At 57.5% G+C, this 21,392-nt stretch carries 16 protein-coding genes; 5 read left to right on the top strand and 11 right to left on the bottom strand.

Annotated features, from left to right (window positions below):
• Positions 1 to 2: 2 nt before the first annotated feature.
• The gene (locus KBY08_RS05745; RefSeq protein WP_003405921.1) at positions 3 to 317 is read right to left on the bottom strand and encodes an ArsR/SmtB family transcription factor; all 315 of its coding nucleotides are present in this window, start codon (positions 315 to 317) and stop codon (positions 3 to 5) included.
• 164 nt (positions 318 to 481) lie between these two features.
• On the opposite strand from KBY08_RS05745, the gene KBY08_RS05740 reads away from it, so the two are divergent.
• On the top strand, positions 482 to 1,081 hold the full coding sequence (locus tag KBY08_RS05740; protein WP_054092154.1) for an ACP phosphodiesterase: 600 nt from the start codon (positions 482 to 484) through the stop codon (positions 1,079 to 1,081).
• On the opposite strand, the gene KBY08_RS05735 is transcribed toward KBY08_RS05740, so the two are convergent.
• Together KBY08_RS05735 and olsB are read right to left on the bottom strand one after the other, a co-directional pair.
• The gene (locus tag KBY08_RS05735; protein WP_011268813.1) at positions 1,039 to 1,833 is read right to left on the bottom strand and encodes a lysophospholipid acyltransferase family protein; all 795 of its coding nucleotides are present in this window, start codon (positions 1,831 to 1,833) and stop codon (positions 1,039 to 1,041) included. The genes KBY08_RS05740 and KBY08_RS05735 overlap by 43 nt on opposite strands.
• Positions 1,833 to 2,588 carry an L-ornithine N(alpha)-acyltransferase gene (olsB, locus tag KBY08_RS05730; protein WP_003405915.1) on the bottom strand — a complete coding sequence of 252 codons (756 nt, stop codon included), beginning with the start codon at positions 2,586 to 2,588 and terminating at the stop codon, positions 1,833 to 1,835. The genes KBY08_RS05735 and olsB overlap by 1 nt, the downstream gene beginning before the upstream one ends.
• A 378-nt stretch (positions 2,589 to 2,966) precedes the next feature.
• On the opposite strand from olsB, the gene KBY08_RS05725 reads away from it, so the two are divergent.
• From KBY08_RS05725 to KBY08_RS05710, 4 genes are all read left to right on the top strand, one after another.
• Entirely contained in the window at positions 2,967 to 4,073 is a 1,107-nt protein-coding gene (locus KBY08_RS05725; RefSeq protein ID WP_111522092.1) for a serine hydrolase domain-containing protein, read from the top strand.
• On the top strand, positions 4,070 to 4,399 hold the full coding sequence (locus tag KBY08_RS05720) for a hypothetical protein (protein ID WP_003405911.1): 330 nt from the start codon (positions 4,070 to 4,072) through the stop codon (positions 4,397 to 4,399). Before KBY08_RS05725 ends, KBY08_RS05720 begins: the two co-directional genes overlap by 4 nt.
• Positions 4,400 to 4,488: 89 nt before the next feature.
• The gene (locus tag KBY08_RS05715) at positions 4,489 to 5,070 is read left to right on the top strand and encodes a YceI family protein (RefSeq protein ID WP_011268811.1); all 582 of its coding nucleotides are present in this window, start codon (positions 4,489 to 4,491) and stop codon (positions 5,068 to 5,070) included.
• Position 5,071: 1 nt separating this feature from the next.
• A complete protein-coding gene (locus KBY08_RS05710) occupies positions 5,072 to 6,229 on the top strand; it encodes a phospholipase D-like domain-containing protein (protein ID WP_003405908.1) in 1,158 nt (385 codons plus the stop codon).
• Between the two features lie 40 nt (positions 6,230 to 6,269).
• On the opposite strand, the gene KBY08_RS05705 is transcribed toward KBY08_RS05710, so the two are convergent.
• The 8 genes from KBY08_RS05705 to KBY08_RS05670 form a co-directional block, all read right to left on the bottom strand.
• Positions 6,270 to 6,503, bottom strand: coding sequence for a DUF6124 family protein (locus tag KBY08_RS05705; RefSeq protein WP_003313478.1), 234 nt, complete (start codon positions 6,501 to 6,503; stop codon positions 6,270 to 6,272).
• 568 nt (positions 6,504 to 7,071) lie between these two features.
• The gene (locus tag KBY08_RS05700) at positions 7,072 to 7,512 is read right to left on the bottom strand and encodes a type VI secretion system amidase immunity protein Tai4 (protein ID WP_060401018.1); all 441 of its coding nucleotides are present in this window, start codon (positions 7,510 to 7,512) and stop codon (positions 7,072 to 7,074) included.
• A 28-nt stretch (positions 7,513 to 7,540) separates the two neighbouring features.
• Positions 7,541 to 7,975, bottom strand: a complete 435-nt coding sequence (locus tag KBY08_RS05695) for a type VI secretion system amidase immunity protein Tai4 (protein WP_011268808.1) — start codon at positions 7,973 to 7,975, stop codon at positions 7,541 to 7,543.
• Positions 7,972 to 8,475, bottom strand: coding sequence for a type VI secretion system amidase effector protein Tae4 (locus KBY08_RS05690; protein ID WP_011268807.1), 504 nt, complete (start codon positions 8,473 to 8,475; stop codon positions 7,972 to 7,974). Before KBY08_RS05690 ends, KBY08_RS05695 begins: the two co-directional genes overlap by 4 nt.
• A 50-nt stretch (positions 8,476 to 8,525) precedes the next feature.
• Positions 8,526 to 9,014, bottom strand: a complete 489-nt coding sequence (locus tag KBY08_RS05685; RefSeq protein ID WP_003345343.1) for an Hcp family type VI secretion system effector — start codon at positions 9,012 to 9,014, stop codon at positions 8,526 to 8,528.
• Between the two features lie 484 nt (positions 9,015 to 9,498).
• Entirely contained in the window at positions 9,499 to 12,147 is a 2,649-nt protein-coding gene (locus KBY08_RS05680) for an RHS repeat domain-containing protein (protein WP_111522090.1), read from the bottom strand.
• A complete protein-coding gene (locus KBY08_RS05675) occupies positions 12,137 to 16,480 on the bottom strand; it encodes a SpvB/TcaC N-terminal domain-containing protein (RefSeq protein ID WP_225651089.1) in 4,344 nt (1,447 codons plus the stop codon). Before KBY08_RS05675 ends, KBY08_RS05680 begins: the two co-directional genes overlap by 11 nt.
• 19 nt (positions 16,481 to 16,499) lie before the next feature.
• Complete coding sequence (locus KBY08_RS05670) at positions 16,500 to 21,353, bottom strand: neuraminidase-like domain-containing protein (RefSeq protein ID WP_111522089.1); 4,854 nt, start codon at positions 21,351 to 21,353, stop codon at positions 16,500 to 16,502.
• Positions 21,354 to 21,392 lie beyond the last annotated feature (39 nt).

Here is a 21,392-nt window from a genome sequence, read left to right as displayed (position 1 = left end):
AATCAGGTCGGGTTGTTCAGTTCTTCAACCAGCGCCTGAACGAATGCCTGTATGACTTCTTCGTTGCGTCTGAAGAAATGCCATTGGCCGACCTTCTTGCTGCTGATCAGGCCAGCGCGTTGCAAAGTCGCCAGATGGGCCGAGACAGTGGATTGTGACAATCCCGCACGCTGATCGATCTGTCCGGCGCACACGCCGTGTTCGATCGAGTACTCCTGGGCGGGAAAGCTCGCACGCGGGTCTTTCAGCCAGGTCAGGATTTCTCGGCGGACCGGGTGGGCCAGGGCTTTTATTATGTCGTCGAGGTCGATAGGCATGTCGTTCTCACAGGCGGTGTAGCGTTATATCGCGATAGAGCGAACCTTATATCTGTATTTAGCGATATACAAATATGATTATGTGCTTAGGATGGGTCAAATCGCTATATCGGGTTATAACGATATATGGACAGCAGGCCCGAAAGCGGCCTAGGCTTGCAGCCATGAACTACTTGGCACATCTTCATCTTGGTGGGCATCGGCCCGCTCAATTGCTCGGCAGCCTGTATGGCGACTTCGTCAAAGGTCCGCTGCCGGGACGTTTTCCTGCGGAGCTGGAAGCGGCGATTCGTCTGCATCGCAGCATCGACGCCTTCACTGACAGTCATCCGCTGATCAAGGCCTCCATTGCGCGCTTTCCGCTGCAGAGACGGCGCTATGCCGGCATCATGCTCGACGTCTTTTTCGATCATTGCCTGGCGCGCGACTGGCATCGTTATGCCGATCTGCCGTTGGACGCATTCACCCGCAAGGTCTATGCCACGCTGGCTGCCGAGCCGCAGTTGCCCGAGCGGCTGGCGCTGATCGCACCGCGCATGGCGGCGCAGGACTGGTTGGGTTCGTACCGGGATTTCGGGGTGCTGGAGCAGGTGTTGAGCGGCATATCCCGACGCCTGTCACGACCCGAAGGGCTGGCCGGCGGCATGCAGGAACTGCAGGCGCTGTACCAGCCCTTGAGTGCGGATTTCGCCGAGTTTTATCCGCTGCTCGAGAATTTCGCTCAGGCCGCTCTGGCCGGCCGCGAAACCACTTCGCTCGGCTGAGCCTGCGGCTCGCCAAACAACGCCACCTGAACCGCCTGCTGGGCCTTGAAGGCCAGTGCGGCACGTTCCTGGTCAGCGGTCGGGATCGGTGTCAGCAAGTGAATATGCACATCGCTCTGCTCGTTGGCGAACAGTCGGCGCAAATGCGACAGCAAGTCATCGTCGCCAATGAACGGGGCTATCGGGTCCGGTTTGCCGTCACGCGAGTAACCAATGGCCACCGGCTGAATCGGCACGCCAGCGTCGATGGCGCTGGACAGCAGACGACCGTGAAAGGTGCGCAGGCTTTTGCCATCCGTGGTGGTGCCTTCGGGGAAGATCAGCAGTGCGTTGCCTTGTTGCAGGTGGTTGCACATCTGCTTCTGGATCAGACGGCTGTCGCCCGATCCGCGACGAATGAACAGCGTACCGGCCTTCAGCGCCAGCCAGCCCGCTACCGGCCAGGTGCGTACTTCGGCCTTCGACAGAAACGACAGCGGCGCGAGCATGCCGAGCAGGGCGATGTCGGTCCATGACACATGGTTGCTGACCCACAGCATGGGCTGGGTCGGCAGTTGACCTGTCACGGTGACGCGAAACGGCAGGGCGTTGGTCAGTCGCGCCATGAACCAGCGGCTCCAGCGCTGTCTGCGCTCCATCGAACCTCCGATTCTGGTACGTTCCAGGACCGCGAACGCGCTGGCAATCGTCAATCCGAGCGCTACGACCAGTAGCACCCGGACTACGCGGGCATAGCCGCGCAACCGGCTCATCACACGGCCGCCTTGAAGTGGCGGGCATAGCGCGGGCACAGGTCGTCGCGCTTGAGCAGGATGAACACGTCGGCCACCTGGAAGTCTTCGTCCCAGCACGGTTCGCCACAGATCTTGGCCCCCAGACGCATGTAGGCCTTGAGCAGCGGTGGCATCTCGCAGATCACATTGCTCGGGATGTCGAGGGTCGGCAGCGGATTCTTCGGTTCGGCGCGCAGGTGCTCGTTGCACAGGTAGCGTTCGCGCAGGCGTTGCATGATCGCATGGGCCTGAATACCGCCGTCCTGCATCGGGATGCTCGCGCAGCCCATCAGGTAGCTGTAGCCGCCTTCGTTGAGCACCTCGGCCAGCTCGCTCCACAACACCGCAATGGTGCCGCCGTTGCGATAGGCCGGATCGACGCAGGTGCGACCCAGTTCGAGGATCGGCCCTTGCAGATTGACCAGCCCGTGCAGGCTGAACTCTTCTTCGCTGTAGAAGCGCCCCAGCGTGTTGGCGGCCTGGTGGTCGAGCAGCCGGGTCGTGGCAACCAGACGCCCGGTGTTCAGGTCGCGTACCCCGATATGCGAGCAGTGAACATCGTAATCGTCGATGTCCAGGCCTTGTTCCGCGCCGTTGAGACGGGCGTTGAACTCTTCGCTGAACACACTGAAACGCAACGCCTGTGCTTCCTGCAAGGCGCGCGCTCCAATCAGGCGCTCGGCCTGAAGACGACGTTCAGAAGTGTTGTCACGAATGCGGGCGATCTGGGTCATACGAATCTCCATGAGCCAGCCTTGCAGATGCAGAAAGGGCTGGTTGACTGATTTGTCCAGGCGCTTTGCCGTAACTGCAGGCTAGGGAGATGGCGTGTCATGCCTGTGAAGCTTTGGTGATGGTTGTGTGACGGGAAACGCTGGGGCCATTTCTTCTGCGTTCGGTCTTGACCGTTGCAGGGCGGCGCAGATTTGTGACGCAGAGCGTCACGCGAATGCATTCCCACGCTGGAGCGTGAGGAACGATCGGCCTAAGCAGGATCATGCGTGCTCCGCCTGGACGTGCCGTTCTGGACGCTCTGCGTCCGTTCCCGGGGCGATGGCTAACTGTCATGAAACGCTGATACGGTGTGCGGATTACTCTTTAGAGGCCCTGTCATGCCGCGTAGATTTGTCCGCCTGTGTCTGGTTCTGATCCTGGGTTTCAGTGCCCAGGGCGTCGTTGCTCAAACATGGCCGGCAGAGCAATGGCCTTCTCGGTCTGTGCCGCGATCTGCGGCCATCGAAGAGCTCGAGGCCTATGCCTTCCCGCCGCGTGACGACGCCTCGCGCAAGGGCGTACGCACCGATGCGCTGCTGGTGATTCGTGACGGCGACGTTGTGTACGAGCGCTATGCCGGTGTCACCACCGCGCAAACGCCGCACCTGACCTGGTCGATCAGCAAAAGCATCATGGCGACGGTGCTGGGGGTGGCGTTCGCAGAAGGGCGCTTTCAACTGAATGATCCGGTGGCGAAGTTCTACACGCCGTTCAAGGCGCACCCCGATATCGCCATCAAAGACCTGATGCACTGGGCTTCGGGTCTGGATTGGCAGGAAGACTACGAATACGCTCCGCTCAACTCCTCGGTGGTCGCCATGCTCTACACCCGCGGGCGTGATGACATGGCGCGCTTCACCGCCGATCACAGCGCTGCCCAACCCCCAGGCAAGACTTACCTTTACTCCAGCGGCGACAGCACCGTGCTGGCGGCGGCCTTGAAAAAGATGGTCGGCGATGAGGCTTATCCGGGTTATCCATGGACCGCGCTGTTCGACCCGCTCGGCATCCGCAGTGCGGTCTGGGAAACCGATGGCGCAGGTACATTTGTAGGCTCTTCCTATGCCTACATGACCGCCCGCGATCTGGCCCGCATCGGCCTGCTGATGCAGCGCGGCGGGCAATGGCAGGATCGGCAGTTGCTCAACAAGCAGTGGATGGACTTCGTGCTGACGCCGTTTGCCGGTGCAGGCGTGGATGCCAGCGTTGAAGTGCCCGCAGGTCAATGGTGGCTTAACCGCACTGCCGATGGCGGCAAAGGACCGTGGCCGGACGCTCCCCCCGACACCTTCGCGGCACTGGGGCATTGGGGGCAGGCGCTGTATGTGATTCCCGATCAGAAGCTGGTGATCGTGCGCTATGCCGATGACCGCGACGGTACCTACAACCACAATGAGATGCTCAAGCGCGTACAGGCCGCGTTCGGCAAGGAGGGCGGTCAATGAGCTCGCGTCGAATGTTCATCCTGCGCCGTCCCTTCAGCAGCCTGCTGTTGCTGATCGTTGCCGCACTTGCCGTACTCGCCTGGCAGTACCGTGTCAACCTGCAGGCATTTCCGACCATCATCAGTGCCTACACCGCCAAGGAATACTGTTCGTGCAGGTACGTCATGAACAATTCCGAAGCGTATTGCCAGGGCTACATCAAGCAGTATCTGCCCAGCACCCTGGTTGACGACAGCAGTCAAAAACGGGTCATTGCCAGCGGCCTGGGACGCACCAGCAGTGCATCGTGGCAGGGTGAGCGACAGGGCTGTCGCCTGCTGCCATGAGGGCTTGATGGATTGCCGCCGAACGCAGGCGTTTGCCAGCGGTCAGACAGGCGGATAAGGTGGCCCTCAATTGCACGTCTGGAGTCTGCATGCTCACTATGAATCGCCTGCTGCTGGTCATGCTGGCCGCAGTGGCGTTACCTGCCCATGCGAACTGGTATCTGGATAACGAGTCGTCGCGACTCTCGTTCACCTCGACCAAAAATGCCGATATTGCCGAGGTGCATCGCTTTCTCGTGCTGCACGGCAAAGTCGACGCCAAGGGGCTGGCTGAGGTAGAGGTTGAAACCGACTCGGTCAGCACCGGCATTCCGCTGCGCGACGAGCGCCTTCGAGAGCAGGTGTTTCAGGTGCGCAAGTTTCCGGCTGCTCAGATCAATGCGCAGCTCGACATGCGCCCGATCAATAACCTTGCGCCCGGCGCACAGCTCGAACTGCGTTTACCGCTGACCGTCAGCCTGCGCGGCAAGACCCACAGCTATAACGCCGAGCTGCTGGCGACGCGTCTCGACGAGCGGCGCTTTCAGGTCGTGACGCTCGAGCCGCTGGTGATCCATGCCCAGGATTTCGATATGGCCCCGGACTTCAAGGCCTTGCGCAATGCCGCAGGATTGTCGGCGGTGAGCCTCTCGGTCCCGGTCGGGGCTGTCCTGATCTTCACGGCGCGCTGATATGAACGGTGCGATTTTCCCGTGGCGTGAAAACAACCGCTTTCAATTGCTGATCGACGGTCCTGCGTTCTTCCCGCGCATGATCGCAGCCATTGATCGCGCCGAGCAGCAGGTCGATCTGGAGTTGTACCTGGTCGAAGCCGGGGCTTGCGCCGACGCCATCGTGCGCGCGCTGGTCGAGGCGGGCAGACGTGGCGTGATCGTGCGCTGCCTGTTCGATGACTTCGGTTCAAAAGCCTTCGACGCCGGCCTGCGCAAGCAACTGACCGATGCCGGTGTGATTCTGCGTTTCTACAATCCGATCCACTGGCGGCGGGGCGTGCGCAACTTCTACCGCGACCATCGCAAACTGCTGGTGGTGGACAAGGCCTTGGCCGTGGTGGGCGGCACCGGCGTGACCGACGAGTTCTGGGAGCCGGACAAGGACGCCAGCCAGTGGCACGAAGTGATGGTCGAAATCACCGGGCCGCTGGTGATTGACTGGCAGGCGCTGTTCAACCGGCAGTTCCACGCCAACGCCCGGCGTTTCGCCTGGCGTCCGAAAGAAAACTTCGGCCTTGATCATCTGCCCAAAGCCCCGATAACCGGCGAGGGGCTGGGCCGCGTGGCGTATGCCGATTCCCGCCAGCACCGCGACATTCTGCAATCGCTGGTACGTGCGCTGCACACCGGGCAAAAGCGTATCTGGCTGGCAACCCCTTACTTTCTGCCCACCTGGAAAGTCCGCCGCGCCTTGCGCCGGGCCGCGGCGCGTGGCGTTGATGTGCGTTTGCTGCTGACCGGGCCGCGCACCGATCACCCGTCCGTACGCTATGCCGGTCAACGCTACTACCCGCGCCTGTTACGCGCCGGGGTCAAGGTGTTCGAATACCAGCCCTGCTTTCTGCACCTGAAAATGGTCCTGATCGACGACTGGGTGAGTCTCGGCTCGTGCAACTTCGATCACTGGAACCTGCGCTTCAACCTGGAAGCCAACCTCGAAGCTCTCGACCCCGGACTGACTCGCGACGTGGTCGCCAGCTTCGAGAAAGACTTCGCCCTGAGCGCCGAAACCACGCTGGCAGACTGGAAGGCCAGACCGCTGTGGCGACGGGTCAAGCAGCGCTTGTGGGGCTGGATCGACCGGCTGGTGGTGAACTTGCTGGATCAGCGTAACTGAGGTTTGCGCGGGGCCGAGCGCGGCCCCGGTTGTCATCTGCTCAAACGATGCATTCCAGTGAACGATCAACCATGGCTTTGGCCATCTCGGCCATGTGCAACACCGAAAACGCCAGGTCACGGCTGGTGCCCTGGGTGCTGTCGCCGGACTCATAGGCCGTCGTAATGATGCAGCGCAGCAGATCCGAAGCGTAGTTGAGCGCTTCCTCCTGGCTGACGGATGCGTTGACGGTGAACAGGGCGGTGGGCGGGTCGGGGACGATTTTATCGGGCATGTTTGCAACTCCAGCAGAACTTGTGGGAGCCGTCACTCATCGCTACCAAACGATAAGGTGGCGGCCGTGTGCAAGTTGGTAGACCGGCTGCTGGCACCCGGTGCATCCGGAGATGCCATGCGCACGGCCACCATGAAAACGGGACGAAAGAGATCGCCTCGCGGAGGTGGCACATTGCGCCAGCAAAAGCAGGTCTACCAAACCTGATCGCTGATTGGGCAGCGATCGATGAAGGCTAGAGACCTGAATAGCCAAGCGCAAGAGGCCGGGATTTTCTCGGAAATTTCCTTCAATTGGAAGGGAGGCTTCCCGCTGATAATTCCTACAAGAATTATCGAAATGGGTTTTCTGAAGATGTTTTCGGTGTAGGCGGGGAAGTGACGGGGGCTGTTTGTCAGTATTTCAGCAAGCAGTACATCACCGAGGGCGAGACGTTAAGCAGCTATCGGATCACAGTGAAGCAGCATGATATGTCTCTGCCCTACAGATAATGTGCGGAGTAGGGTGCTTGTAATGAAAATAGCCTGTGCAGCTTTTGCCGGACAGGCTTGTTGCATGAAGGGAGTGGTTAAGGTTTTTTGATATTCTGCATGTAGGTCTGATTCGGGTGGGTCACGACCTTCTTCGTCAACGCGTCGAGCTCCTTGCTGTGATACATGTCCAGGCATTTCAGCAGGTCGAATTTTATACCTTTGATCTGGGATTCGGCCAACGGGTTTGTGTAGTCGCGCGCGAGGTATTTTTCAACCAGGGCCTTGACGGCAAGAGGACTTTTTTCCATGTCATAGTAGGTCCAGTCACGCAGCGCACTGACACTGCTGCCCGCGTCAATTCCGACGTTTACGTCATATTTATAAGCGGTGGTTATGCAGGTGGCGAGCGCCATGTCCTTGTAGTTTTTTTCAAAGGTTCGGTACATGCCTTCGGGTGAGGAGGTGGGTGTGTAGGCAAAGCAGTTGGATGGTGCCAAGACTAGAGATGCTGTAAGGGCCGCAAGACGTGATTTCATTCTACGAACCTCCCTGTGAATATGGATTTTATTTGTAGTCTTGCATGTAGGTGTGTGTTGGATTTACGACAGTCTTTTTTGTCAAGTCATTCAGATCCTTACTGTGGTAAAGATCCAGGCACTTTAAAAGGTCAAATTTTACACCTTTTATCTCGGACTCGGTTAAGGGGTTTGTATAATCTCTGGTCAGATACTTCTTTACGAGTGCTCGTATTTCATCAGGTCCCACTTCCCAGTCGTAATTTGCCCAGTCCTCAATGGCGGTGACGCTACTTCCAGCGTCAATTCCGACCTTTACGTCATATGCGTAAGCGTTTGCTATACAGGTAGCGAGGACCAGGTCCTTGAAGTTTTTTTCATAGCTTCGGTGCATGCCCTCTGGTGATGAAGGTTTTGTATGTGCGAAGCTCTCGGTTGCCACGAGTGCGAGACAGACTGTGAAGGCTGTGAAGAGAAACTTCATGAGGTTAGGCTCCAAAAGTTTGCCGTATCCGTACGGTAGTTGACGTCGGGCTCGTTAAAGTAGCAATGGTCATAGCAAAGATTGCCGTCAAACAACGTTGCATGGCCTTTTGCGTCTGTCCAGCCCGATATTTCAAATAATATAATTCCTTTTTTTCTTGCAAGCGCTCCGCCGTCAGAAGGTGGGTATTTGACGACCTCAGGCTTGCCCCAGTGCGTTTCCAAAAAGCTTTTCAGGTTCGATACACGGAAAAAGTACTGGTGCTGATCTGCGCCGGAGACTGTCTGTTTAGATACTTTAGGTATTTTCAGTCCTGAGTAGTTCAGGATGTAACTTAATCGAACAGCACAGGTGTTCCTCCATTTTGTAGAAGGATCAGGGTTGTTTATGTTCTTCGCGACGAACCCCCCAATCACCTCTGCCACTCGTTTTTCCGGTGCCACCGGATCATAAATATGTTGCGAAGCCGCCCAGGCAGCAGTAAAAAATGGCCGTGCCATAGTCCTTCCTTGATCATGTCGTGACGTTTTATGCGTGAGCGTTCAAGACGTCAGGAATAGACCTTGTTGTTGATACGGTTCCAGCCACCCGAGACATTCCCTCCACCGGCACCGTCAGATCTTTTCTGCTGGGTGTAGGTGGTTTTTATTTTTCCGTAGTTGAGGCTGATGGTCTCGCTGGGGATGCCATCGTTGGCATGCTGGGTGTAGTTGGAAATGATGACTTCTTCCAGCAGCACTTCAAAGTATTTGACCTTGTCTCCGCCTGCACGATGCAGTGACAAGACGACTTCCTTCAGGTGCTTGCCCGCGCACAAACTTTCCATGAGCTTGCAGCTCGACTTGTCCAGTGATTTGGTGAACGTGAAATCACTCAAGGACGTCCGACCCGACGAGGCGCCTCCTGAAGAACTCGCCGTGGCGGAGGTACTTTGGTGCATGCCGAAACCATACCCGGTGATCTCGATACAGTCCTTGTAGCGATCATCCAGCGCTTCGCCTGGAATGCCTTCGATTTTGATATATGCGTCAAATGCCATGTTTAAAACTCCACGTTCGATCGGTATTACGTTGCATACAGGTATCCATATGTTTCAGCAGCGTAATCTTTATTTTTATCGAACATGGTGATCAGCAACCTTTGGTGTTGACTGAAACATCTCTACTTTTTGTCAGAATGGTCGTACAGACTTTTTCGACCTCTGTGCATTGTCAGGGGGCTGTCTTATAAATGAGAGCGGGCTTGCTTTGAGTTGCGGTTGCAAGTACCGAGCGTAAAATGGCTGATCGGATCCAGTACAGGATCTGTTTGGCGCTGCACCCACAATGCCTCCATTTGAAACTCGGTCAGTGGTATGGGCATGCATAGCTTCGTTCATGTCTAGACGTCCTTTTACCAACCTGGTATTGACCAAGAGAAACTTTCCATGCGGCGTCTTCGGCGTCGGTCATCTGCTTCATCAGGCGTCTCGGCGATTGAGATCAGACGTTCTACCAAATTTGGAAGTCTTCCCCATCGTTTCCCTAGTAAAAGCCAGTCTGGCTATATGATTGCTGTTTAGGGCGTACAGCAACAATAAAGTCAGCGAAGGGGAATTCTGAGTCCCCCTGCCGATCAACCCATAAAGCCTCCATGCCAAAGTCGTCCAGTACTCGTTGAGTTCGCTTGCCGTTGGGCGTTTCCTGAAGAAAAGTCTGTAGCATTTCCGGAGTTTTGTTTTCTATTGTCGAAGTTTTTTTCAACGTATCACTATTCAGGACGAAGCTGTTTTTTATAACCGAAGGTAAGACGCCATGGGTATTTGTTTTTTGGGCGATGGTTCTATACTGGTATCGGACTACGTCATTGGCATGGTAGTCATTGCTTCCGCTTCTTTTGTAATTTGAACGAAAGATCCATTCGTTGGGCGCGTAGTCGTTGAGAAAGTCGTCGTTTTCTTGAAGGTGTTTTGATTCTACGGTGTAAGGGTAGTCTTCTAAGTTGCTATCATGATCAAACATCGTTGCCACAACAGCGGTCGCCTTGCCGGAATTTTTATCAGCTGCGGCCAATCTCTCTTCCAATCCGGAAACAAGATATCTGTCTGGTAATGTGTAAGCAGGTCCGAGGAATGGCTCCTGATCGCCCCACAAAACACCGGGTCTCGCATCTTGATTTTCAAGGGCATAGCTATTTGAGGTTATTGGTTTTCGACGAGCGGGTGATGGCGGCGACTCAAGCGCGTGCTTCCCCATGTATCCCAACCTGTCGTAATAGGTGATTGGACTGTTTCTTACGTACCCGTACAGATTCAACCCATCCACATCCCCCGCCGGATCCGGATTGATCCACCGCTGCAACCAGGGCGCGTAATACCTGAACCCGTAATAATAAAGCCCGCTGGCGTCGCGCTCCTTGCCCGAATAACGCACGGTCTTGTACTTCGCTTCCACTACGCTGTGCGCCGCCCACCAGGCCGTACCGCCGAACGGATAATAACTTTCCTGGCTGATCAGGCCGCCTTGCTGATCCAGTTCCAGCGTGCTCGAGCCCAGATGATCACCCAGGCTGTAACGCACCTGATCGTTCGCAATAGCGCCTGGCTTTCCGGCTTCCCAGTGCAACACTCGCACACTATTGCGACCCGCCTGAGCGGTGATGACATGGAGGATTTCGCCATCGGCCGTGGTGCGGATTTCCAGCCCCGGCAGGTAGCGCACTTCGTTGATCAGCGTGCGACTTGATGCCTGAGCAGTACTGATCTTGCGACAACGTTGACCCTGGCCGTCATAGACATAGCGTTCGTCATCGTTCGACCCGTCTTCACGTTGCACAGTGGTGATGTGCTGCAACTGGTTACGCACATCCCAGCCCATAACCTGACCACGTACAAGTTGCAGCAGATTGCCGTTGGCATCAAAACTCGTAGCGAAATCCACATCGCCGTCATCGTCGGGCAGGCTGCGATTGCTGTCCGGTGCAACGTGCATGTTGCGGGTGAAGTTGTGCGCGCCTTCGTGGCGCATTTGCAGCAGGTTACCCGCAGCGTCGTAGCTGTAACTCTGCGTGTAGTTGCTGACCTGGCAAGGATCGATGGTTGGCAGAGATTGCAGCCCGGGCAACGCGGGGCCATGGCTGGCACCGTTTCGGACTTCACGGCCGCTGGCTTCGATCAGTTGATACAGCGTGTCGTAAGCAAAGCGACTGATGGGTTCGATAAGCTGGTTGTCGCAATACCTGTCCGGTTGAGACGCATCGTTGACGAGCAGGATATTGCCCACCGGGTCATAGCTGTAATTGAGTTGCTGCAGCAGCGTGCCGTCAGCAGAGATCGCGCTCAGCCCGGTCAGCCGGCCGTCCTGTTGATCATAGGAATAAAGGCTGACTACGCCATTGCCCGCTGTTTCCTGCTCGACCTGATTGAAGGCGTTGTAATGAATTTCATTGACCAGTGTCTGCGGCTGTGAGGCACTGGCCAATGTCAGTTCAGCCGCTTTCAACTGCCCGGCGACAGTCATGCCAAATGCCTGGGTATTGCCCATGGCATCGGTCTGCGCAAGCGCGTCGCGCAGCGCATTGAACCGCCAGCAGGTTTGCAGCACGACAGGCTCAAGCAAGGCATCGCGCTCGGCTTCGGCCAGCGGCCAGTCCGGGCTTTCAGGGGTTTGCAGGAACTGTCGTTCTTCACAAAGCGCTACGCCGAGCAGCCCGTAATCCGCCAGCAAGCGCGAACCCGCCGTATCGTCATGACGAACCAGTTGATTGCATTGGTTGTGTGCCGCTGCATCTGCCTGGCCATAGGTGAACCGCTCCGCATACCGATTATGTTCGATGATCCTTGTCGGGCGCAGGTGCAGGTCGTACTCGAGCTGCTTCTCGGTGCCGCGACCATCCCAGTCGCGCAAGACCTGGCCCGCCTCGCCGAATAACACCCGTTGCCAGCCGGCATCGACACTCTCAGTGGCCAACGCGTTGCCGCCAAGGCTGTAGACAGTGCTCCTGTTGGCGCTGGCCAGACGTGGATCAGTGGCGGCGATCATTCTGCCTGCCGGGTCGAAACGCTGTCGGGTAACCCGCATTGCGGCCGCTTCCGTGGCTTCGGTTCGATGTAAAAGGACCTGGCGCACAACCAGGCCACGACCCTCGCAAACGATCAACTCCGGCGTATGGGCATGTACCGCGCTACTGACCATGCTCGGCTGCCTTCCTCGCGGCCAGCACTTCCTCGGCCGTGTCGTTTTCGTCCTCACTTATTGTGTACCAGACCCGATAGGTCTGCCGGCGCATCCAGCCTTTGGCGGTAATGGTGATGGTCGGACGCCCCAGCGGGTCGTAGAACTGTTTGTCGACGATGTTTTGTGAGCGTATCGAGGCGTCGTTCACATACAGATGACTGTTGGCGAAATACGGCCGGTAAACGCGCACCGCCAGGCCTTTATTGTTGTATTCCACCCGTTCACTGACCCGCCAGCGTGGCGATGCGTGGACAATTTTCGGTTGACCGCCGACCAGTTCGAGATTGCCCCATTCATCGACGGAATAGGCGTCGCCGTCCTCCACCTTTTGACGGGTTTGCAGGGTGCGACCGAAGCCGTCTATCGACGCCATGCTGATGCGGATCTGCCTGTCTGGATCTTCGGGATAGCGGTCTGCAACCAGGACAGCGGTTGCCAGCGGGATGTGGACCCGCCCCAAAGCCGTATTGCCATCGTAATAGGCCGCGCTGGCCTGCCTGCCCAGCGCATAGTCGGGTTGCAGTACGACATCGCTGGCAGAAGCCCAATAATGTCCGGCGCGATTGAGCGGCGGAAAACCGGCTGCCTCACCCAGTTCCGTGCCGTAAAAGCTGGTTGCCCATACCCTGCCGAAGGCGTCGTAATCCGCTTCCTGACTGTTCTGATTGGGGTCGATGATTCGTCTTGGCTGCAGCACACGATAATCGTATTCAGCCGTGGTGACGCAGCCTGCCGGGTCGGTAATGCGAGTCGTGAACAGATCGTAGGCGTCGTACTCGACGAGACTCCAGCCATGACTGCGTGTGGGCCTGAATGTGGTGGGGTGAAAGAAATGCTCCGGACCGGCATAAGTGGCGAAGCCGCGTTTTACCGACCACAGGTTCAGGCTGTCTGCTGGCAGAAAGCTTGGCATCTGCTGATAGCCGATCTCGACGAGTTTTTCGGCCAGAGTGACGCTGTCCATGACCCGCTCATAGGCGCTCAGTGCATGATCATCCAGTTCAGCCGTTTCAACGGCGTCAGCCAGCGCCTGAAAGGTCGCCTCGCCATCGCCACAACCGATGTAGCGTTGCACCGACAGACTGGTGAGCGTGCGTGGCAAGGTGGCGAATGGCCCGTCCGGATCGGCGAACTGTTCGTAGCTGATCTGCGCAGGCGTCAAGGCGCTTGCCGGAATGAGCATGGCATCGCTGCGTGTGCGGTAAGGCAGCCCCAGACGCCAGCTCTGCGGGCTGTCCAGATGAATGGCTTCGGCGCGCATTTCATTCGCGTAGAACTGTTGTTGAGCTTCGTCGTGCGACGCTTCCCACCATTGTTGCTGGTAAGGGTCCGCAAAGGGGGGCGCGTCGCCCGGTTTCTTGCGCCGCGCATAGTTGACGCTGGCTGAGTGGAGCACCGAGCCGTAGCGGTCCCACGCCAGGTTCAGGCTGTGTTCGCACATCGGATCCTCCAGTTCCTCGGCCTCGTAACGATAGGTGATGACTTCCAGGCTCAGCGGCAGCATCGATGCGTAGGGTCGATGTGCGCTCAATGCTTGCAGTTGGCGAACCAGATAGCGGCAGGACTGGGTCGAATACAGCACTGTGGGACGTTGACTGGCGTCGAGTCCAAAGACTTCGCCGCGCAGTACCGAGCCGCTCAGCGCTCGTGCCATTTCCTGCAAGGTCGCGTCATCCGCGTCTGTTATCGGCAGCTCTGTCTGGGTTGCGGCGTCGAGTCGGGACAACACGTGTTCGCCGGGCAAGCGTGCCAGGAGGTCGCTGCGGTCATAGTCAGTGCAAGGTCTGGCGGGGTAGCGTCCGGTGTGGAACCAGGTCTTGTTCAATACCGGAGCGGTAAAGTCCTCCTGATTCTGCGACGACGTTTCGGTGTCGGTCTGCAGGAGCAGGCCGAAGCCGCGAAACTCGCGTTCGCGAGGGTCATAGAAACCCTGTCGATAGCGGAACAACTGAGTCAGCGTATTGCCAGTTACCTTGTCCTGCAGGGTTTGCCTGACGACCACATGAACCGGGAACGGCAATTCCGAGACGGCAACGCTGCCTGCGCCCCGCAGCTCGTTCTTTTCGTCCAGCCATTCCTGCGCCGAACTGCGATAGCTGACTTCTCCGGCAGCACCGAGATTGTTGTCCGAGGCCTTCAGCAAATACGGTTTGTGCACCGTGCCTGTCCGGTCGGCTGCGTAGTAAAGGCTCCAGTGCCGGGGCGCCATGTGTGGCACGGTCAGCACCAGGCTGGAAAAGCCGAGGCCCAGCAGATCGACCGCACTGAACTGGCAGAATCGGTCATAACGCACGCCCTCTGGCCAGGGCTGATCGAAGGCCGCGGCCACACCGTTGCCGCCCTGATTCATGAAGACCTGGAAGCCATCGGCTTGCAGATAAAGCACGTCACTGGCACCTGAGCCATCCAGGTCCGCCAGCCGCACCCGGCTCGAATCGAAAGCTTCATAGGTGTAGGGCAGCGTGGCAAACAACTGGCCCTTGCCGAACCGGCCTCTGCCCAGGTTCGGCCAGACGCGGATTTCGTTGTGCCGTATCCGGATCAGGTGTTGTTGCCCGGTACCCAGCAGGTCGCTGAACGCCACCAGTTCAGTGGAACTGTCGCTGAGCAATGGCAGGCGATCCTCGTCGTGAGGAGTGTCCACCGCTGCGGCGAATCCATCGGCTCGACGGTTGGCATACAGACGAACGCTACGTGGGCCGATCAAGGCCAGATCCGACAGCCCGTCGCCGACCAGATCCGCCATTTGGCCTTGCGGGTGGAAAAACTCTGCAGGAAAAGCCGAGAACGTGGCGTATTTCGACCAGCTTCGATCAGGGTTGAGGGTAAAGAATCCGGCCATTCCCGGTTGGGCGACAACCCAGTCCAGCCGCCCGTCGCCGGTCAGATCTGTCAGGGTCTGACGTACCGGTGCGGCTGAATCAGCCGTGGGAATGCGGGGTAACGGTTGACAGGTTCCGTAGGCAACGGCATCTGCTGTGCCAGCGGTATCACGGATCGGTTCGCGATAAAGCCAGGCCTTGTCGTCGCGATACAGAATGCCGGGCAAGCCGTCGCCATACAGATCGACCAACTGGTATTGCTGGCCGTCATTCAGGCCGGCCATGGGCTCCAGCGGCGTGTAAGTGCCCGACTCAAGACTGAAATCGGTGTATTGAAATTGCACAGGGGGTTGTCGATCGAAGCGCCGCCAGTCAGTGCCATCCCATGCTTCTGAATGCGCCGCGCTCAGCATGTTGTAGCCGAGGGTTGTCTGATAATGCTCCAGCAGCAGTCGCCGGGTCAGCAGCGGAGATGCTCCGAGTTCATTCGGGAAGTGATGGAACATCAGAACCTGCCGGCACAGGCGCAGATTACCCAGCTCAAAACCGTAGGCGAAACTTGAATGCGGATCACTGCGCACGGGCCAGGTAAATTGCTCGTCATATTCGGGCGGCGGATCACTGCGGGTGTCGCGCTGGCCATAGTCGAATAACAGGTCGAAGTGCCACAGCAAATCGTCCAGCGAATCTTCCTCCCACAGGTAAAGCAAAGGGTGCGCCTTGGCATTGCCGTAGCGAACCCGGCTCAGGTAACGTTGGGCGCGGAAGTTTCTCGGGTGATCCTCCGGCAGGCCCTGATGGTCTTCGGGCTTGTATTCGTAGAGGATGTGTTCACCGACGGCATTCATGCTTTCATCCAGCAACCATTCGGCAACCCGGTTCATGTCTGCCGGGTCGGCAATACGCGACGAGATCTTCCTGCCATAGAGGTTCAGGCTGCCGTCGGCGCCGTGAATCAGCCAGAAGCCGGGATCTGTGTTGTTTACGCGCCAATGCTCGATGCGCGCAAAGGCCCCCTCGACTCTGCTGAAGTAACGCACTACCTGATAAGTCGCATCCAGATCATCACCGTTGTAGCGGCTGACCTGACTCGAAACCAGCGCGCCGCTGTCGTCGCGTTCTGGCAGGCAGACATCGCCTCCGGGGCCGAAAATAAGATCATCGTCGGTGTAGCTCGGTACGCCCTTGCTGGCACGACGCGCCACTTTGCTGGTGTTCAGATTCCAGCCAAGCCCGAACACACCGTTGCCGGAGGTGCTTTGATAACTCAGCGACAGGGCGGGCGCGTAACCGCGGCCCGGGCTGATCGGCAGGGCGATCTCCAGTGATGCCGCGCCGCTGGTGCCAACCGATCCCCAGCCCTTGCCGATGCTTTGAATCGCGCCACCGCCTTTGGGTAATGACGGGGTGGCAACAGCCGGCTGGAGAGACTGCGGCGATTGATTCTGCGATTGCGATTGAGCTTCCATGACGCTTGCTCCCTGTCGGTTAACGACTTTTCGCCGTGTAGCGCATGTGCACGATGATGTCGGTGATCGAGTCGATCATGTCGCGCTGCGATGCCGGGTTGGAAAAGCTCAGGGTCCAGCGAGAGATCGCACCGGTGCCCTCAAACGGCAGATAACGCTCATCGTCGAAGTTGAAAACGAACAGGCCGTCATCGTCCACGCCGGTAGACAAGGCGATCTGCTGGCTGGCGCGCATGTTTTCCTTGAGCGGCGCGTCAGGCTGTGCGTCCATCTGCACCGCGCTGTACGACTGGGTCAGGGTGGCGCGGATGTCCTGATACGGCCCGACCGTGACGGGCAACGACACACTGATGCGTCTGATACGACGCAGATAGTGGCCCGGGTAATCGTCGTCAAGCATGGCTCGGGTGATTTCGAACTCGGCAATCCCGTCTTGCGCCAGGCGCTCGACCACTGCATCCCAGCCGTGATTGATCCCGGCAGCATCTCCCTCGGTTATTGGCAGCTGGCGCACCGAAACCGTCTTGACGATCTCCATTTTGCGTTCGTTGCGGGCCATGTAGGCTGCATCCATGCGCAGCAAATTCAGTTTCAGGGCCTCGCCAGCAGCCAGGCCGCGCCACGCGTCTTTCCAGGCAGCGGGCTGGATGAAGGAGGCCGAGTAGTCGGCAATTTCATACTGCCAGCAGGCTTGCGTCGCCAGGCACAGTGAGAATGTTGCGTCATAGGCCTGGTAGTAGAAGGTCGAGAACTGCCCATTGAGCCATTGATAGAGCTGGCTGTTGGTGAAGCGCTTGTTGAGAAATGCGTAGACGGTCTCGGCCTGTTTTTTGGCTTCCTGAGCCTGACGAAGTTGCAAGGCGGTAACGCGGGTCTGGGCGTCGTGGACAGCCAGTTGCAAGGTGATCTGTTCAGATTCAAGCAAGGCCTGATCGCGAGCGTGTTCCCATTCCTGCAGGCGGCGACGGTACATTTCTGTGAGCTCCAGTGCATCGCCGACGGCCGCAGATCGCGCGGCGAACGCATGAGCGCCAGTTGCAACCATTTCCGGTACGCCTTCCAGCCTGAAGCCGCCTACTGCACCTCCGGCTGCGGCACCAACGGCCATACCGCCGGTTGCACCGGCATGAATACCGGCGTGATTAGGGGCTACTTTCATGGCTGAAGCCACGATGCTGGCCGCACTGGCCGCGCTTTCGGCAATCCGTGAAACAAGTTTGGCGGCACCCGCTGCGATTTCCACTGCACTGACATTTTCAGCCGCCAGTTGGCCGTAAAAACCGGCTCGGGCATCAATCACGGCCTTGCTGGCCTCCAATGCCTTGCGTGCCTGAACTTCGACTTTTTGCGCCTCGAGCTGCAGGTCAATGGCGTACTGGGCGAACTCCCAGACCTGCTGCTGTTGCAGCTCCATCAACTGCCCTTGCTCCTTGCGTTCGATGATCGACAGCAGGGTGAAGCCAAACTGGATCAGGGTTTCCACCGCCGCGCTGGCCCTGGCAAACATGACCGGGTAGCGATAGTGCGGTGTTTCCTGAGCCAGCAGGCTGCCAGCACCACCATCGGTCGCGCCATTGGCGTAGGCCGCGAGCAGTGCCCTTGGGTCCAGCGGTGCAGCGAACAGCGGCAGGGAGAGTGGCTTGCCGTCCAGCGTCATGTTGTGGCGCAGGTTGTACAGGCGCGACTCAAGCATGTCCCAATATTTGACCAGCTCCGAATTCATCGGGAGGATGAAGTGATCGCTGTCTTCCTCGTTCAATGTCGGGTCGCTGCCGAAGGTGCTCAGGCGCAGGGACGGTTGGCTGAAACTGACAGTGGCTTTGCCGTCGTTGACGGCGGCGCTGGTACGTACCTGTTGCTCCTGCTCGACAAGCTGCTGCTCGAAAGCCCGCAGCCCCGGACTGCTGGACGTTGCCAGATCGCCCAACGCCACAGGCGTCCATTGGCTGATCAGTTTCACATCCGGGCGCGGCCCGAGCAGATCGAGAATACGCACATACCAGAGCTTGGCTTCGCCCAGACTGTCGGGCGTCAGTTGCCGATAGGCCATGTCGCCCCGGTCGATCAGGTTCTTGATGTAATGGAAATACACCGCTTTCTGATAGCGCACCGGGTCACTTGCCGCGATGCCGTCCGGGTCGATCGGGGCGCGCAGAAAGTAATCCGGATCAGGTACTTCAACCAGAGGTCGAACGTTCCAGTAAGCCGGTGCGTCGCTGGTTTTTTTACGGCCCGGGTCGAAGATGAAACCGAGCCAGCGTTCGGCATCGGTGAAGCGTTGTTCCAGGTTGAGGCGATGGGAGATCATGAACGGCAGATGCAGAAACAGCTCCCAGAAGTAAAGGCCGTTGGCGCCTTTGAAGTCCATCAGGTCAGCAATGGCGTCATCACCGATGGGCGGTTCCTGTAGCTGCTGGGTGTCCCAGGACAACAAGGCTTCGAGCGCAATGTTGGCCTTGTTGATCAGCTCGCGGGCGAACAGCGTGTTCATGCGAATGGGGTCGCGGGTGTCGGTGGTCGAGTTGTCGCTGAACCGAATGCTGGAGGCGGAGAAATCGATGTATTCGGCGATGCCCAGAATGGCGCTTATGCGTTTGCTGATTTTGGGCGCGATAGGGTCGCCCCCATCAGCGGTTGCCCACTCCAGTTCTATTTCTGTGGATTTGAGGGCGTTACCGATCCAGACCGGGGGATTAACCGAGTTGACGCCGACGCCATGAGTGATATAAAACTTTTTCGAGCCGCTGATGAATCGGGTTTGCGGAAGATTTGGCAGAAGCGTGGATTTATCGAAGGTAATGGTTGTTTCGTAACGGCTCGGTGCCGTAATACTGCTGGTCGGAGGTCGTGCGGTCAGGTGCTTTTGCGAGTTGTTGTGGGGGACGCTCATATCCAATGGGTAACTGAACCATTGAGCGAAAGAAAGCGTGTCAGCGTAGTGAGGCCCTACGTGTACAGAGGGATACAGATCATATGAAGTTTCGCCTTGTATAAGTGCTATGAGTGCCGAGGATATGACCTCCGGGTCGGTTGCCGCCAAAGACATTAGCTCGACAGCGCCCACCTTCAGTTTGCCGCCTCCAAGATTCCAGTCGGTGGTATATCGTTCTATACGGTAATAACTATTGTGTTGGTTGCGAAGGAACGCGGTGCTTGAGGGAAGGGCGTCTACGGCGCTATACAGGTTCAGCGACAGATCGCCCCAATAGCCTCCGGTTGATTCGATTTTTAAGTTTGATCCGTTCTGTAATATAAAGCTGTTCTGGTCGAGGTCGAGATCGTAGGGTGTCGTTATGAACTCAAACGTCCACTGGCTGGCGGGCTCAGTCAATACGAGTGTGGTTTTAGTCGTACCCTTAATGAGGATGTCCTTGGTTATTGCAGTGCTTAATTTTATTGTGGCGTTTTCAAGGTCCAGGCGGGGTGCATAGGTACCGGTCATTTGGGCTATTGCTTCCTGATGGTCTTGGTAGTCCCACCAGGTATCGCCAGTGTTTGGAGATGTTGTCAGGGATGGTTTTAGCCTGATATACAAGCTCCACGTAAACTGAAAATTCCCCTTGTTCTTTAAAGCAAATGCCCAACAGGTCTTGCGCACGCGGGGCTGCTCCGGACCCAGGTCTGCCTTGTCGGAAACGGCGTCTACGTAGTTCGCAACTGGAAAAGCTGGCGTTTTGTTGAAATTCTTGTCGATAAAGGCCGTGTGCAGAAAAGCATAGGTCGATGTTGAGCCATCGGTGTCACCAGGCGCCAGCGTTTCACCCGCATACATCGCGATAAACAGCGATTCCGGGGAGGCCGATACATCGAAGATCGCAATACTGTTCAGGTCGTTTTCAAGGTTGACTGCCTTGCCTGCCCGGGTGACGACATTGGGTGTTGTCACGTCCATGTAGATGTGTGGCGCACTCCAGGAGTCGTCGTATTTTTTATAGGAAATATTGAATACCAGACGCACATTGGGTGTGACCACCGTCAAGGGCGCGATGTCAGCCGGTGGGGTGATGGGGATACTGCCATCGGCAGCTGGCTTGACTGTACCTTCGGGCAGCGTGACCGCTACCTGTTCTGTCACGTGAACCAGGTCCACCCACGCCACAAACAACCGATTGTTGAAATACGCCGGGCGAATGGTTCTTTCCAGCGTATTGGCATTGATGCCGATCTCGGCGCGCTTCCAGTCGGACCAGGCACCGGGTGTCGGATTATCGAACTTCGGCCCTTCAGTGCCTTCCTGGTAGGCACGCTCATTCATGTCCACCGTGCGCCAGTAATAAATGTTCTCGGCGCGCGACGTGCCGATAAAGTAGTACTTGCCTTGCGCAAATCGATCACTGTCGATATAGCCATTGATGATGGTCAGGTTGGCGACTTCTTCAAAACTGGCCAGGTAAGCTTTTACCGCTTCCTGCGCCGTGTCGACATTGATCCTGTTCTGATTGATATCGTTTTCCAGTTGCGTGAAGTAGCCGGACTTCTTCAAGCGCAATGCCGGAGAAATATAGATTTCCGGATACAGTGCCAATTGCATATTGGCCGCCCAGATCGGGTATTGACTGCTGCGTTCACGCCACTCGACAAAGCGCGCTTCGGTCGGCAGCAGTGTTTCATAGCCGGGCTCCATGCCCAGTAACGTGCCATTGATGAGCTGTTGCAGGCTGCTCATTGCCGATGCGACATAGCTGGTCTGGACTTCATTGCCGACCTGATTGTCGAGCAGAAAAAACTCGTACAGGTCATTGGCCGTTTTCAAGCGCTGGTCCAGGCCCAGGCGCTTCAGCATAGGGTCGTTGGGTACGACCTCACCCAGATAGTACGCCACCAGCGCATCGCGAAAGGATTCGTTGAGCCGGCTTTCAAGGGTATCGGACATGATCAGGCCTCCATGGCATTGAACAGGTTAATGCTCACG

The sequence above is a fragment of the Pseudomonas sp. P135 genome (assembly GCF_020312125.1).
GTDB lineage: Bacteria > Pseudomonadota > Gammaproteobacteria > Pseudomonadales > Pseudomonadaceae > Aquipseudomonas > Aquipseudomonas fragariae.
This window is presented reverse-complemented; position numbering and strand designations above follow the sequence as displayed.